Here is a 15,012-nt window from a genome sequence, read left to right on the forward strand (position 1 = left end):
CACCGGTTTGCGCTCTGTGGCTGTCGCGAGTCGCCGGTCACCTGCCGGGCAGCACGCCGCCAGGCGGCCCGCCGCCCGTGAAGTTGCCGCCCGGGCCGCCGCCTCCGAACTGGATGCGGTCGCCGCCCTGGTCCTCGGTGTCGGCCGACGGCAGATCGGCGCCGAGGTCCGCCAGCACGACCTCTGCGCCGGCATCGAGCCCCTCGACGATCTCGACCTCGGTGCTGCCGACGATTCCGGTCGTCACGCGGGTTCGCTGGGGCTGACCGGCCGTCATCACGGTCACCGTGCCGTCGACGACCGCGGACGCTGGCACGGTGACGACGTCGTTGGCACTCCCCACGACGACGGCCACCGAAGCGGGGATGCCGTCGGGCAGGGAGAGGTCGCGCTCGTCGAGAGTCACCTCGACGCCGTAGGTCGGGTCCTCCTCGGACGTCGAGCTGACCGGGATGTTCTCGACGCGGGTGATCGAACCCTTCAACGCCTCGCTCGCACCGGCAGGCGTGACGTCGACCTCGGTGCCGACCGTCAGTTGAGCCGCCTGGGTGGCGGTGACCGCGAGGGACACGGTGGTGAGGCCGGGTGCCACGAGGATCGCGACGGTGTCGCCGCTGGAGATCGCGTCACCGGACGCGACCGCGAGGGACACCACCTTGCCGGCCGCGGGCGCCCGGACCACGGCCGCACGCAGGCTGGCCCGAGCCGAAGCGAGCTCGGCCGCAGAGCGGTCGATCGAGGCCTGGTCCTGCGCCAGCGTCGCGGCCGTCACGGTGGGTCCGGCCTGCCCGTCCGACGAGCCGCTGTTGTCGCCCTCGGTCGCCGCGGCGCTCGCATCGGCACTTTCGTCGGCGCCTGCGTCGCGCTGGTCCGGCGTCGCCACCGCGCCGAGCGCCGTGGTCAGCGTCCCGCCGAGTGTCTCGAGCGCAGTCTGGAGCGCCAACAGTGCGGTCGCGGTCGCGGCTTGGGCCGACTGCACCGCAGCCAGCGCCGCCTGGCACTCGTCGCTGACGCCGCTCGACGTACCCGGGTCGTCCGCGGGCCCCTCACTGGAGCCCTCCGTCGCGGAGTCCGTCGGCTCGACAGGTGTCTCGGTCTCCGCGCACACCTGCTCCTGGGTCGCCAGCGCTTCGGCACCCGTGGCGAGCGCAACGCTCGCTGCCTTCTGGGCAGCGATCACGGCTTCCTGCTGCGCGCGCAACTGGGCGAGCAGGGCGGCATTGCCGGGCTCGGACGAACCGCGTTCATCCGCAGGTTGCGCCGACTTCCTGGCCGGCGTCGATGCCGAGGACGTGTCGGTCATCGACGCGGTCGCCGTCGACACCGCGCTGGTCTGCGCGTCGAGGTCGTCAGCGAGTTGTGCCTTCGCCTTCGCAAGATCCGACTTCGCCCGATCAACCGCTGCCCGGAGTGCGGACCGGTCCAGGACCGCGATCACATCACCCTTCTCGACCGCATCACCCTGGGCGACTGGCACCTTGGCGACCGTGCCGCTGGTACCGAAGGCCAGGTCGGACCGGCCGCTGGACTCGATCACGCCGGTCAGGCTCAGCACCTGGTCGACGTCGCCGACCCCGGCCGCGACGGTCCGGTACTGCGCCGCTTCGTCAGCCACGGCGCCGTACGCGGCCATTCCTGTGCCCGCCAGGGCGAGCGCTGCCAGGGGCAGCGCCACGCGGCGGGTCCGAATCAACGCCCACACTGGTCGTTCACCGCGTCACTGACCTGGATCGTCCTGGCCGTCACTGCGCCGGCGTCGTCAGCATCGCCGTCGACGCGAACGCAGCGGCCGACCGTCAGTGCAGTCGCGTCCGAGGCGACCTGCTTCGTGTACGTGGTGTCGGTCCCGACCGTCACCGACACCTCGCCGTCGTTCCCCTTGACGACGAACCCGGTGGCTGTCACCGAGGTGACCTCACCGTTGGCACCGAACCCGCCCATCCGGCCCCCGCCGGGCATTCCCGACGGACGATCGGTGGGCAGGTCGCTCGGGAGATCGGTGGGCATGCCGGAGGGACGTTCACCGCCGCCCGGACCGCCGCCGAACATGCCGCCGGCTTCGCACCCGTCGTCACCCGCGGCCACGATCGACACCATCGCTGCATCGATCTCGGTCGGCGCAGCGCTCTCGGTCGCCGACGCGTCCGCTGACGCGGCACTTCGTACGACGACACACACGCCGGTCGCGACGTCAGCCAGCGTTCCGGCCGCCTGGTCGGTGACCGTCGTTGCGTCGGTGACCGTGACGGCGACCTGGCCGGCCAACTGGCTGCGGACCTGCAGTGTGTCGCCACTGACGGCAGCGATCTCGCCGGACGTGCCCGGCATCCCACCGGGTCCACCCGCAGGCGCACCGGATGGTGCGTTGCCGGCGGCGTCGGTGGTCACGCCTGCCGCGGGATCGGCGGCCGCGTCGTCTCCCCCGCAACCGGCCAGCAACGCCGCGAGGGCGACTCCGGTCGCCAGCGCACCGATCGGTCGCAGCGGGAGGGCAAGGGAGTTCAGGGACATGGGCGTCGCTTTCTTCTGCGGAGTTCGGAGATCAATCACGGTGCTCACTCGCTACGGAGTGCGTCGATGGGGGTGAGCCGTGCGGCCCGGGTCGCCGGATAGACGCCGAAGCCGACGCCCAGGGCGAGGGCGGTGGCGAGGGCCGCGATGGTGGCGACCGCGGAGATCGCGACGGCCTGGTCGATGAAGTGCGGCAGCACCTGGGCTCCGACCACGCCGATCAGCACTCCGACCACACCACCGGTCAGTCCGAGCAGCGACGCCTCGACGAGGAACTGGCGCCGGATCACGCGGGGCGCGGCACCGAGCGCCTTGCGCAAGCCGATCTCGCGCACGCGTTCGGTGACGGAGACGAGCATGATGTTCATGACACCGATGCCGCCGACGAGCAGCGAGATGCCGGCCACGCCGCCGAGCAGCACGGTGAAGGTCCGGTTGGTCTCGTTCGCCGTCTCGACCAGCGACGCCTGGGTCGCGATCGAGAAGTCCGCCTCGGCCGTCGTCACGCCGTGCCGGTTCGCCAGCAGGGCCTGCACTTCCTGGTAGGCCGCCGACAGGACGTACTCGTTGGCCGCCTCCACGTAGATGGTCGAGACGGTGTCGGCGGTGCTGCCGGTGAGCCTGCTGGAGGTCGCCACCGGGACGACGGCGAGGTCGTCCTCGCTGGTGCCGCTCGCCGATGCACCGGACGACGTGAGCACCCCGATCACCGTCAGCCGGGTGCCGTTGACGGTCACCTGCTGACCGACCGGGCTCAGTCGTCCGAACAGTTCCGACGCCGTGTCCGGCCCGAGTACGACGACCGCTGCGCCCTGTTCGGCTTCGGCAGCCGTGAAGAACCGGCCCGCCGAGAGCTCCCTGCTGCGTACCTGGGGCCACGCCGTCGACGTACCCACCAGCGAGGTCGTCCAGTTGGTGCTGCCGTTGACCAGCGCGACGGAGCTCGTGGTCGCGGGTGCGACGGCCGCAGCGTCGGGCACGACGTCGGAGTCAGCGATCGCGGTGGCGTCGGCGAAGGTGAGGGTCGAGGCCGAGCCGAAGCCGCCGCGCATGCCCGAACTGCTGGTGCTGCTGCCCGGGGAGACGATCAGCAGGTTGGAGCCGAGCGCGTCGATCTGGTCCTCGACCTCGCGTTGCGCGCCCTGCCCGAGGCCGACGGTGAGAATCACCGACGAGATGCCGATGACGATGCCGAGGACGGTGAGGGCCGAGCGCAGCCGGTGCGACCGGATGGCGGCCAGGCCGGACCGGACGGTTTCCCACCAGCTCATCGCACACCCACTCCGCGGAGGGTGGAGCGGACGCCGTCGCTGGTGATGAGCCCGTCGTCGATGACCAGGTTGCGACCCGCACGGGCGGCCACATCGGGCTCGTGGGTGATCAGCACGATCGTGCGGCCAGCGTCATGGAGTTCGTCGAACAGCCCGAGCACGTCGCGGGTGGAGGCGGAATCGAGGTTGCCTGTCGGTTCGTCGGCGAGCAGCAGGTCCGGTTCGGTGACCAGGGCGCGCGCGACGGCGACCCGCTGTTGCTGGCCACCCGACAGTTCGCCGGGCCGGTTGGCCAGCCGGTCGGCGAGCCCGACCCGCGCCAGGGCGGCCTCGGCCCGTTCGCGCCGCTCCGCACGCGGCACTCCTGCGTAGATGAGCGGCAGCTCGACGTTGCGCCAAGCCGGCATCGATGCGAGCAGGTGGAACTGCTGGAACACGAAGCCGATCCGTCGATTGCGGATGGTTGCCAGCGCCGCCTCGTCGAGCTGCGAGGTGTCATCCCCCGCCAGGACGTAGTGCCCCTCGGTCGGCACGTCGAGGCACCCGCGGATGTTCATCAGCGTCGACTTGCCGGAACCGGACGGCCCGATCACGGCGACGTACTCCCCCGTCGCGACGGTGATGTCGATCCCCCGCAGTGCCTCGAACTCGACCGATCCGGAGCGGTAGGTCTTGCGGACACCGTCGAGTTCGATCAGCGCACTCACTGGCCGCCGCCGGGACCCTGGATGAAGCCGCCGGGCGGCATCTGGCCACCCTGCTCCATGCGCTGCTGCATGCGTTCCTGCAGTTCCTGGTTGCCGCCACCGCCGCCGGGGCCGGTGAAGCCGGGCACCACGACGACGTCGCCGGCGACGAGTCCGGAGATGACCTCGGTCGCCATGCCGTTCGCCTCGCCGATCTCGATCTCGGTCCGCGTGGACGCGCCCGTGGCTGCGTCGGTGACCTTGTCGACGTACGTCATGTCGCCGTCGTTCTGCACGGCCCGGCTGTCCACCGCCAGCACGTCAGCGCGCTGGCTGACGATGACGGAGAGGTCGGCCGACGTACCGGCGAACAGGTCGTCGCGCGCGTCGGTGATCGCGATGGTCACGGGGAAGACGGCGGCACCGTTCGAGTCCGTCTCGGCGACGAGTCCGACTTCCTGCACGGTGCCGTAGACCGTCCCATCGATGCCGCTGACGGTGACCTCGGCCTGGAGACCGTTGGACACCTTCTCGACGTCGCCGCTCGCGACCGACGCCTCGACCACGAAGCGTCCCGTGGAGACCACGGTGATGGTGCCGGTGGAGGTGTCGGACGTGTCGGTGTTGCCACCGGCACCGCCCGTGCTGCCGACCGTGTCGTCGACCTCGAGGCCAACGGCCGTCACGGTGCCAGCCGTCGTCGAGCGGAGTACGGCGTCCGCGGCCGCCTCCTCGGCCTGGGCCAGGCTCGACTCGGCGGCCACCACGGCCGCCTCGTCAGCTGCTGTCTGCTCGTCGGAGGAACCATCGGAGAGGTGTTCGGACTGCGCCGTCTGCGCAGCATCGAGCGAACTCTCCGCGGCGGCCAGTTCGGCCTGCAGGACGGTGTCGTCGATGGCGGCCAGCTTCTGGCCCTTGCGGACCTGGTCCCCTGGCTCGACGAAGACGTCAGTGACGGTGCCGCTGACGGGGAACGACAGGTCAGCGGTGGTCGCCGCGGCCACCGTCCCGCTGGCCGTCACCGTCTCCTTGAATGTCTGCGTCGCGACCGTTGCGGTACTCGACGCAGCGGCGGCCGGCGCATCGTCGCGAAGGAGCAGCCAGGCTCCGGCGGCGCCCGAGAGCACGACGAGCGCGGTGAGGACGAGCACGAGTCGGCGGGGGCGGCGCCACGGTGGGCGCACGCGCTGGAGCAGTCGTTTCACGAGCCCGACCTTCACAGCGCGGACTGTGCGGTCACTCAGGTGCGCCTGTGCGGGTGCTGTGAGCCGCACGCCACCGGAAAAGCCGAGAACCGGGCCGGGTGGGGCGTTGCCCCACTCGGCCCGGCCTGGTGATCAGCCGAGCGGCAACAGCGCCGTCACCTGGGCCAGCAGGCCGCTGACCGTCGGGTTGGCACTGGCCTGACCCACGACCTGGTCGACAGCGTCGTTCACCGCGTCCGTGAGCTGCTCAGCAGCCGGGCTCGGTGTCGCCAGCGGGTCGAAGATGGTGCCGAAGCCAACCGGGAGCGGGTTGTTGTAGACCGCCACGCCCGTCCCGAGCAGGAAGTCGACGACCAGGCAACCGGCGAGGACCGGCGACTCGCTCGCCGACCACGTTCCGGTGCCGAGGAAGTCCATCGTCTTCGGCGTGGCCGTGTGGATGCCACCGAGGAACGGCGAGATCCACACCGGGAGGCCGTTGGGGTTTCCAGCAGCCGTGTCGACCCCGATCGCCGCGGTGGCCGTGTTGACCAGTGCGTCCGAGTTGAACTTGCCCGTGATGTGGTAGAGCGGTCCACCCACGAGAACGCCGAGCGGGCCCACGGCGGGGACCTCCGGCAGCAGGTCGGACTTGGTCACGGTGTAGCCGTTGTTCTCGTTGCGGGTGTACCGATTCGGCTCCGTGCTCGAGTCGGCACTGTTGGCGAGACACGCGCCGCCGGTGAGCCGCAGCGAGGAGTAGATGTCCAGGATCACGCCGGCCTGAACCGTTGCGTCAGTCGTGATCTGGACACCACCCGGGGAGCTGCTCGGGTCGATCTGCAGCCCGTTGAGGAGGCTGAGGGACACCTTCTTCTGACCGTTGCCGACGCTCACCTCGGTCGCGAGGATCGAGCCCAGGTCGAGGCCCTGGGCCGCCGCGCTGGTCGACAGCTTGGTGAGGAGGTCGTGGTAGAACGCGTCATTGACCGTGCCGAGTGACATCAGGGTGCGCGTCTTGCCGTTGAGCGACGCGTACGCGATGAACGCCTTGGTGTCCAGATCGAACACACCGACCAGAGCGTCGGTGCTGGTCTCCGTCGTCGGACGGTTGATCAGCATCACCCGCGGGGTGCAGCCCGTGGACGGCACACAAGGTGCGGCGACGTCCGGAAGGCACGTGGACGGGTCGGCGACACAGTCAGCCGGGTCCGAAGGCAACGCAAAGGCGCCGTCGAAGCCGTAGAACTGCTGAGTCGGGCCACCGGGGGTCGGCGCGTTCGCCGTGACCGGCGACGTGGCGGTGTCCACGACGTACTGGTACTCCGCGGGCTCGATGTTGGCCCGGACGCTGCCGTTCCCGAACACGTCCTTGAACTGGACGGTCCACGGCCGGTACTCAAAGGTCTGCGTCGAGACCTTCGGGCCCGCGACGAAGGTGTTGCCGAAGGCCGTGCCGACCGAAGCCGGCGTACCGACGGTGCAGGCACCGAAGCCGGTCTTGACCATGTTGGTCTCGGTGGTCGTCACCGTGTAGACCCCCGCCGGCTTGCCGGCGAGGTTCACGGTGGCCGAGAAGCCGCCGCCGCTGTTGGGGGCCCCGCCGCGGTAGTTGGTGTTGCCCGGCGCCGGCTGCGTGGCCAACGGCTGGTTGGCCGGGTTGGTGAGGAAGCCGCCGAACGAGAGGTCGCGCACCTGCGACAGCGTGGTGAGCACGACAGTGCCGTCCGGGTCGGTGACCGTCACCTGGGTCCGCGGGGAGTTGTTGGTCCCAGCGGGGTTGTCACCCCGGCAGCCGCCCAGGGCAACCGCCGCGAGCGACGACTGGGTGAAGTTGGCCGAAGCGCTCGAGCGGGTGTAGTTCATGGCGGCGCGGTCGACCACCACGTTGACCGTGCTGTCGCGGACGACGGGGGGACTTCCGACCTCGGTCGGCGTGACGACCGTCGTCCCAGCCTCGGCCGGGAGCACGGATGCCGTCAGCGCTGCGAGGAGCGCCGTGGTGAGGGCGATGCCGGCGAACCGGCGTGGTGAGTGGGGGGTGGGCGCCTGACGACGCCGGCGGTGCTTGGACATGTTGTCTCCTGGGAGCAGGAGGCCCCGAGAGCCTGGGGGGCATGGCTCTGACGAGGACACATTGGCGCACCTGTCTCATCCAGGTGGCGTGGATCACACAAACTCGATGCCCTCGTTTCCGATGGTCAACCGAGGCGTAACCGGCCGCCCGGATGATCGTCAGCGCAGGCGGACGGACACCCTCGTGCTGCCCGGTTCCGTTGCCAGTTCGACCGTGCCGCCGTGTGCCGCCACGATCGCCTGCACGAGGGCCAGGCCCAGCCCGATGCCGTCGGACCGGTGACGGGACGCATCCCCGCGGGTGAAGCGCTCGAACGCCGTCGCGGCAAGGTCCGGCGGGAACCCCGGGCCGTCGTCGTGGACGTCGAAACCACCGTGCCGCACGGTGACGGTCACCGTCGTGCCGGCCGGGGTGTACTTGCGGGCATTCGTCAGCAAGTTGGTCACGACCTGGTGCAGCCGGTGCTCGTCGCCGGTCACTTCGATCGGCTCACCGTCGTCGGGCAGCACGATCTGCCAGCGATGACCGGGCGCGACGACGCGGGCGTCGTCGACGGCCTCGAGCAGCAATCGGGTCAGGTCAACGTTCTCGACAGCCAGCGGACGACCGGCGTCGAGTCGGGCGAGCAGCAGCAGGTCCTCCACCAGGGCCGTCATCCGGGCAGCCTCCTCCTCGACCTTGGCCAACGCCATCGTCGAGGTCTCGACATCACCGCGACGGCGCGCCAACTCGGTGTAGCCGGCGATCGTGGTCAGCGGCGTCCGCAGTTCGTGCGAGGCATCCGCGACGAACTGCCGCACCTGCAGCTCGCTGCGGTGCCGCGCAGAGAGCGACGACTCGACATGGGCCAGCAACTGGTTGAGGGCCGCACCCACCTGGCCGGCCTCTGTGCGTACGTCGGTCAGGTGCTCGGGCACCCGCTCGGTCACGCCGATGTCGCCGGAATCGAGTGGCAGCGCTGCCACGGCGTGCGCCGTGGCAGCCACCTCGCGCAAGGGGCGCAATTGTCGTCGTACGACGGCAGAGCCGGCGAGGGCGGCGGCGAGGATGCCGAGCAGGGCAAGCACCAGCTCCCACCGCACCAGCGACATGGTCGCTTCGTCGACGTCGTCGGTGGGCAGGCCCACGACGACGGTCGTGTCGTCGCTCAGCCGGGTCGCGAGCACGCGGTAACTGCCGACTCCCGGCACGTCGATCGTCTGTGCGTGTCCGTTCGTTGCTTGCTTGAGGGCCGCGAGCGCGTCCTCGTCGAGCGCCACCTGGTTCACGCGGCCACCGGAGCCGTCCAGGACGACCGATCCGGTCTGCTCCCCCGCCGCAGAGTAGGCCGCGGTGACCATCCCGACTTCCCTGAAGAAGCCGCCACCAGGCCCGGGCGCACCACCGATCGGGCCCGGCGCCGGGAGGTCGTCGGCGACCCGGGTGACGCGCATCAGTGCGGAGCGCACGTCGCCGTCCAACCGGTCGGTGAGCCACGCCCGCATGCCGATCGTGGTGACCGTGCCGATGAGGAGCGAGACCACCGCGACCAGCGCGACGGCCGTGACGACCAGCCGCGACGTGAGCGAACGCGGCCACGCGAAGCCCATCAGGCCGCCGGCTTCAGGACGTACCCCGCACCACGCATGGTGTGGATCATCGGCTCACGGCCGGCGTCGATCTTCTTGCGCAGATAGGAGATGTAGAGCTCGACGACATTGGCCTGGCCGCCGAAGTCGTAGTTCCAGACGCGGTCGAGGATCTGCGCCTTGCTCAGCACCCGGCGCGGGTTGCGCATCAGGTACCGCAGCAGCTCGAACTCGGTCGCGGTCAGCGAGATCTGCTCACCGGCACGCGTGACCTCGCGGCTGTCCTCGTCCATCAGCAGGTCGCCGACCACCAGCGTCGAACGGTCCTGCTCGACGGCCGCACCGGCACGTCGGACCAGCGCACGCAGCCGCGCCACCAGTTCCTCGAGCGAGAACGGCTTGGTGACGTAGTCGTCGCCGCCGGCGGTCAGCCCGGCCACACGGTCCTCCACAGCGTCCCGGGCAGTCAGGAACAGCACGGGCACCGACGGATCGTCCGCGCGGATCCGGCGCAGCACCTCCATGCCGTCGAAGTCCGGCAACATCATGTCGAGTACGACGACGTCGGGGCTCTGTCCGCGCACGGCGGCCACGGCCTCACCACCGGTGTGGGCGGTCTCGACGGCCCAGCCCTCGTAGCGCAGCGCCATCGCGACGAGTTCGGCGATGTTGATCTCGTCATCGACGACCAGGGCACGCAGCGGGGTGCCGTCGGGGCGGGTGGCGGTTTCGGTCATGACATCAGACTGTGCCACCAATCTGTGTCTTTCCTGTGAGGGCCTTGTGGGATCCACAAGGATCACATCGGTCCCTCATCGCGCGGTCACAGTCGGCTCACAGCACCGGCGACCACGGTGAGCGCATGGACAACGAGAACACCCCGGACCAGCCCGCGCCGACGCCCGATCCCGAACCGCCGGCCCCGCGCTGGCGCGATCGCCTTTTCCAGTTCCGGGCCGTGCTGGCCGTCGCCCTCGCGTCGGTCATCCTCGGCGCGGGAGCCGGCGTGCTCGGCACCCTGGTGTTCGGTCACGACGACGACCGGCCGGGCCGCCACGAACGGATCGAGCGGCCGGGCGACCGCGGCAACTTCCCGGGGCCGGGGGGACCGAGTGGCGGGCAGAACATGCCCCAGGACAACGCGACGTCGTCGAGCTGAGTCCGGCTACTTGCCCCAGCCGTACGCCGCGACGATCTCGTCCCAGTAGGCGTCGGTGTTCGACGCGTTCAGCTTCGGGTCGGCCGTCAGCACGCGATCGAGATCGGGCGCACATGCCTTCCCCCGGCAGTCCTTGACCCGGGGCCACAGTTCGTCCAGCGCGGCCCGCGCGTCGGCGTACCGAGGATCGTCGGCGACGTTCTGGTCCTCACGCGGGTCCTCGACCAGGTCGTAGAGCTCGGTGGCGCCGTCGTTGTAGCGCGTGTAGGAGTAGCGACTCACCCGGATCCCGATGGTGCTGCGCATGTCGAGGAACGCCGGGTCCGTGCCCCGCGACGTGAAGACGGCTTCGGTGACGACGGGCGTTGACCAGCCCTGGTCGCCGTACAACAGCGAGTCGGCGCGGCTCACGCCATCGGGCTTGTGCGACGGCTTCGCGTCGGCGACGTCGAGGATCGTCGCCGTCAGGTCGACGGTCGAGATCGGGTCGTACCGCTTCTGCTCGGTGCGCAGGCCCGGGCCGGTGACCAGCATCGGCACCCGGAGCGAGGGCTCGTGGGCGCGGACCTTGGTCATGCCCAGTCCGTGCTCGCCCAGGAGCATTCCGTTGTCGGACGTGAAGGCGAAGACGGTCTCCTCCCACGCGCCGGACCGCTGCAACTCGGCCACCAGGCGGGCGATGTTGCGGTCCATCACGTAGATCGCCTCCGCCCGTCGGCGGGTGACGTCGAGCAGGGCGCCCTTCGCCTCGTCGCCGAGCGGCTGGATGCGCTTGCGCAGAGCCGGCGGCTTGTCGCTGACGTCGGTCTCGATCGCCTCGCCGGTCTTCGCCACGCCCGATCCGCGGTCGATCAGGTCGTCGAACTTGCCCCGCACCCAGTCCGGAACCGCGGGGGTGGCCAGGCTGACCTCGTGGCCGGCCTCGTCCTTGATGTCGACCGGCTCGTCCGCGGGGTTCGGTCCGCCGTGATGGGGTGCGACGTAGTTGACGTACATGAAGAACGGATCGCGCGCCTTGGCGAACCGGCGCGCCATGTCCACCGACATGTCTCCGATGACGTCGCTCTGGTAGACGCCGCGATAGTTGTTGTCGATGGTGCCGTTCACGTTGAACGGCGTGTCCATGTAGTCGTAGGTGCTGCCGTGGACGTCGGACTCACCCGGCGGTTCGATGGCTCCCCGCCAGTCGTCCCAGCCGTTCGGGACGTACCTCGCCGACGGCTCGCCGGTGACCTTCGACCGGGCCAGGCCGTACCGGTTGAGGTACTTGCCGATCAGGCCGGTGCGGTAACCGGCGGCCTGCAGCGAGGTGGCGATCGTCTTCGAGTCGTCGAAGGCGCCGTAGCCGTAGGGCGGGTCGTGCCAGAAGACCTTGTGGTTGTGCGCGTACTGCCCCGTCAGGAACGACGCGCGACTCGGGCAGCACAGCGGGAAAGGCGCAAACGAGTTCTCGAAGGTGACGCCGTGCTCGGCGATCAGCTTGCGCAGGTTCGGCGCGAACGCGAGGTCATCGACCCGCATGTCGTCGGCCATGACCAGGACGACGTTGGGCTGCTTCGGGAAGGCCACGGGGCGGGCCGGCTCGTCGGCAGCAGCCGTGGCCACGGGGCCTGCGACGACGGGCTCGACAACTGGGTCCTTGCCAGCACCACTCCCCGGGGCGTGGATCAGTGCGACGACCACGAGGCTGCCCACGAGCGCCACGATGACACCGACAACGACGACCCTGAACCACGCCTTCACGATCGACGTCTCCACGCGCGTACTCCCTCATTCCGCGCCACCGAGACGCACCTCGAACTGAATCTGCACTAACTTTATCATCTTTGTAGATGAGGTCAGAGCCAGCCCCGCAGTGGCGTGTCGTGGACCAGAGCCCGAGACGACGAAACCCGTCGACATCACGTGTCGACGGGTTCCTCTGGCTCCCCCGATTGGACTCGAACCAATAACCCTGCGATTAACAGTCGCATGCTCTGCCAGTTGAGCTACGGGGGATCACATCTGCGCGCGCACCCACAGGTGCCGGGCAGCGGGGAAACACTAGCAAGCCCCTGCCGCGCGCCAGAAATCGAGACCCCGTCAGTGGCCCACGTCGCTGCGAGCAGCGGCCAGTGCTTCCTGTACGACGGCGTCGACCCGGGGGTCGGACGGGTCCAGCCCTTCGTCGTACTCGACGAACCAGGCCAGCTCCCCGCGGGCGCCCGGAGCCCGTCGGGCAAGGACCCGGACCGACTTGCGACCCTCCACCGGGACGTGTCGCTGGACGGCGATACTCGCCGTGACCCGCTCCCTCACGAGTTGGAGGAGCCGACCGGCATCGTCCAGCCGCACCACGTGCACCGGACTCGGCTGACCGAACCGGCCCACCTCGACCACGCGCAGGGTGGACTCCTGCTGGTCCCAGTCGGCGCTGGCGACCTGTTCCCAGGGCAGTCGGCCGGGCAGGTACAGCGCGTCGCGGGTGCCGCCGACAGCCGTTGGCCCGCCGGGGCGCGGATGGGGCACGTCGGCCCAGGCCAGCAGCCGCTCCCCCGGACCGACCTCGATCGAAGGTCGTCGGGACGGCAACGGCGGCAGGGTCGGGAACTTCACGTACTCGACGTCACGATCTTCTCGCGCAGCATCCGGCGATGCTGCTCAAGGGCGGCCAGCTCGCCGAACATCTTGTTGTAGTCGGCCGCGTGGTCCACCGGGTTCGTGCGCTGGAGCCGGGTCTTGACCTCGTCGATGCGGCGCAGCGCGGTCAGCTCCTGCAACCGGTGCACGTGGTGGGCGACATAGCCGGCGTCGACCTCGCGCGTCGCCGGAATCGGCTCCACAGCCAGCGCGCTCACAGCCGAGGACACCGACGGGTCGGTCGATGCCTCGCGGATGTGCGACACCCACGCCGGATCCCCCTGCCCGACGACGGTGCCGCCGGCACCGGCGATGAGTTCCCACACCGCGCGGTACGTCGGGTGACTGAAGTCGTTGGCGCCAATGTCGGCCGTCGTACGACCGATCGCGATCGGGTGCTGCAGCACCAACTTGAGCGTTTCCCGCTCGATGCTGAACCTGGGGTCGCGAAGATCCGGGTAGGAGGCCCGCGGCGGCGGCGCAGTCTCGGGCGTTGGCTGGGCGCCGCTGCGCTCGCGGGTCACGGTGGGCTCGGGGCCGCGGGCGGCGGCACGCCGCACCTCGGCCAGGACGCGGTTGGTGTCGACCTCGGACCCGATCATCCGCGACACCTCCTGTGCGAACGCGGTGACCTTCGACTGGTCCCGGACGGACGCGACGAGCTTGGCGGCAGCGCGGACCGCGTCGATCCGGCCATCGGCGCGATCGAGGTCGTAGCGACTGACGACATTCTCCAGGACGAAGCGGTACAGCGGGCGTCGCGTCGCGATCAGCTCGCGGACGGCGGCATCACCGTGCTTCATCCGCAGGTCACAGGGGTCCATGCCCTCGGGCGCCACCGCGACGTACGTCTGGGACACGAAGCGCTGATCCCCCGCGAACGTCTTCAACGCGGCCTTCTGGCCGGCCTCGTCGCCGTCGAAGGTGAACACGACCTCGCTGCGGAACTGCTCGTGGTCGTCCAGGAAGCGACGCAGCACGCGGGCGTGGTCATCACCGAACGCCGTACCGCAGGTGGCGACGGCGGTGCCGACGCCGGCGAGATGGCAGGCCATCACGTCGGTGTAGCCCTCGACGATCACCGCCTGGGACGTGCGGGCAATCTCGCGGCGGGCGAGGTCGATGCCGTAGAGCACGTGGCTCTTCTTGTAGATCGCGGTCTCGCCCGTGTTGAGGTACTTCGCCTCGATCCGGTCGTCCTCGAAGATCCGGCGGGCGCCGAAGCCGATGGTGTCGCCGGTCGATTCGCGGATGGGCCAGAGCAGCCGGCCGCGGAACTTGTCGTAGAGCGAGCGCCCCATCGCCACGAGACCCGCGGCAATCGCCTCCTCCGCGGTGAACTTGCGCCCACTGAGGTGGCGCCACAAGGCCTCGCCGTCCCGCGGCGCGAAGCCGGTTCCGAAGGTGAGGGCCGAAGCCTGGTCGAAGCCGCGCTGGTCCAGGAACTGGCGAGCGGCGATCGCTTCCGGGGTGCCGAGTTGCTCGGCGTAGAACTCCGCGGCCACAGCATGGGCCTCGATCAGGCGACGACGCTGCGGCCCCTTGGGGCGATCATCGGTGCCCGACTCGTCCCGGCGGAGCTGGACGCCGTACTTGTCCGCCATCCGCTCGACGGCCTCACTGAAGCTCAGCCCGTCGATCTTCATCAGGAAGGTGAAGACGTCGCCGCCTTCCTGGCAGCCGAAGCAGTGGAAGAAGTTGCGGCTGGGCGTGACGTGGAACGACGGGGACTTCTCGTCATGGAACGGGCACAGCCCCTTCTGCGATCCGCCACCCGCGTTGCGGAGCGTGACGTAGGAGCCCACGACCTCGTCGATCCGCGCCCGTTCACGGACCGCGGCGATGTCCTCGTCACGAATCCGTCCGACCATGTGTCCGATCCTACTGACGGCCGGTGGGGCGCGTGACGTCCATCCACAGGAACCCGAGAACAAGAA

At 69.9% G+C, this 15,012-nt stretch carries 12 protein-coding genes and 1 tRNA gene; 1 reads left to right on the forward strand and 12 read right to left on the reverse strand.

The window, feature by feature from the left end:
* Positions 1 to 37: 37 nt before the first annotated feature.
* The 8 genes from HRC28_RS18710 to HRC28_RS18745 form a co-directional block, all read right to left on the reverse strand.
* Positions 38 to 1,675: a biotin/lipoyl-binding protein gene (locus tag HRC28_RS18710; protein WP_182376929.1), complete on the reverse strand. Its 1,638-nt coding sequence runs from the start codon at positions 1,673 to 1,675 to the stop codon at positions 38 to 40.
* A 14-nt stretch (positions 1,676 to 1,689) separates the two neighbouring features.
* The gene (locus HRC28_RS18715; RefSeq protein ID WP_182376930.1) at positions 1,690 to 2,511 is read right to left on the reverse strand and encodes a DUF5666 domain-containing protein; all 822 of its coding nucleotides are present in this window, start codon (positions 2,509 to 2,511) and stop codon (positions 1,690 to 1,692) included.
* A gap of 44 nt (positions 2,512 to 2,555) precedes the next feature.
* The gene (locus HRC28_RS18720; protein ID WP_182376931.1) at positions 2,556 to 3,782 is read right to left on the reverse strand and encodes an ABC transporter permease; all 1,227 of its coding nucleotides are present in this window, start codon (positions 3,780 to 3,782) and stop codon (positions 2,556 to 2,558) included.
* Positions 3,779 to 4,489, reverse strand: a complete 711-nt coding sequence (locus HRC28_RS18725) for an ABC transporter ATP-binding protein (protein WP_272902640.1) — start codon at positions 4,487 to 4,489, stop codon at positions 3,779 to 3,781. The genes HRC28_RS18720 and HRC28_RS18725 overlap by 4 nt, the downstream gene beginning before the upstream one ends.
* The gene (locus HRC28_RS18730) at positions 4,486 to 5,673 is read right to left on the reverse strand and encodes an efflux RND transporter periplasmic adaptor subunit (RefSeq protein ID WP_182376932.1); all 1,188 of its coding nucleotides are present in this window, start codon (positions 5,671 to 5,673) and stop codon (positions 4,486 to 4,488) included. The genes HRC28_RS18725 and HRC28_RS18730 overlap by 4 nt, the downstream gene beginning before the upstream one ends.
* A gap of 132 nt (positions 5,674 to 5,805) precedes the next feature.
* On the reverse strand, positions 5,806 to 7,728 hold the full coding sequence (locus tag HRC28_RS18735; protein ID WP_182376933.1) for a hypothetical protein: 1,923 nt from the start codon (positions 7,726 to 7,728) through the stop codon (positions 5,806 to 5,808).
* 159 nt (positions 7,729 to 7,887) lie between these two features.
* Positions 7,888 to 9,318, reverse strand: a complete 1,431-nt coding sequence (locus HRC28_RS18740) for a HAMP domain-containing sensor histidine kinase (RefSeq protein WP_182376934.1) — start codon at positions 9,316 to 9,318, stop codon at positions 7,888 to 7,890.
* A complete protein-coding gene (locus HRC28_RS18745) occupies positions 9,318 to 10,034 on the reverse strand; it encodes a response regulator transcription factor (RefSeq protein ID WP_182376935.1) in 717 nt (238 codons plus the stop codon). The genes HRC28_RS18740 and HRC28_RS18745 overlap by 1 nt, the downstream gene beginning before the upstream one ends.
* A 125-nt stretch (positions 10,035 to 10,159) precedes the next feature.
* Here HRC28_RS18745 and HRC28_RS18750 point away from each other — a divergent pair, with 125 nt between their 5' ends.
* Positions 10,160 to 10,456 (forward strand): hypothetical protein, encoded by a 297-nt coding sequence (locus tag HRC28_RS18750; protein ID WP_182376936.1) that lies wholly within the window; start codon positions 10,160 to 10,162, stop codon positions 10,454 to 10,456.
* 6 nt (positions 10,457 to 10,462) lie between these two features.
* On the opposite strand, the gene HRC28_RS18755 is transcribed toward HRC28_RS18750, so the two are convergent.
* The 4 genes from HRC28_RS18755 to dnaG form a co-directional block, all read right to left on the reverse strand.
* A complete protein-coding gene (locus HRC28_RS18755; protein ID WP_182376937.1) occupies positions 10,463 to 12,214 on the reverse strand; it encodes a sulfatase in 1,752 nt (583 codons plus the stop codon).
* Between the two features lie 164 nt (positions 12,215 to 12,378).
* Positions 12,379 to 12,454: transfer RNA gene (locus HRC28_RS18760), tRNA-Asn, on the reverse strand.
* Between the two features lie 84 nt (positions 12,455 to 12,538).
* Complete coding sequence (locus tag HRC28_RS18765; RefSeq protein WP_182376938.1) at positions 12,539 to 13,051, reverse strand: hypothetical protein; 513 nt, start codon at positions 13,049 to 13,051, stop codon at positions 12,539 to 12,541.
* Positions 13,048 to 14,946: a DNA primase gene (dnaG, locus tag HRC28_RS18770; RefSeq protein WP_182376939.1), complete on the reverse strand. Its 1,899-nt coding sequence runs from the start codon at positions 14,944 to 14,946 to the stop codon at positions 13,048 to 13,050. The genes HRC28_RS18765 and dnaG overlap by 4 nt, the downstream gene beginning before the upstream one ends.
* Positions 14,947 to 15,012 lie beyond the last annotated feature (66 nt).

The organism is Nocardioides sp. WS12 (assembly GCF_014108865.1).
Lineage (GTDB): Bacteria > Actinomycetota > Actinomycetes > Propionibacteriales > Nocardioidaceae > Nocardioides.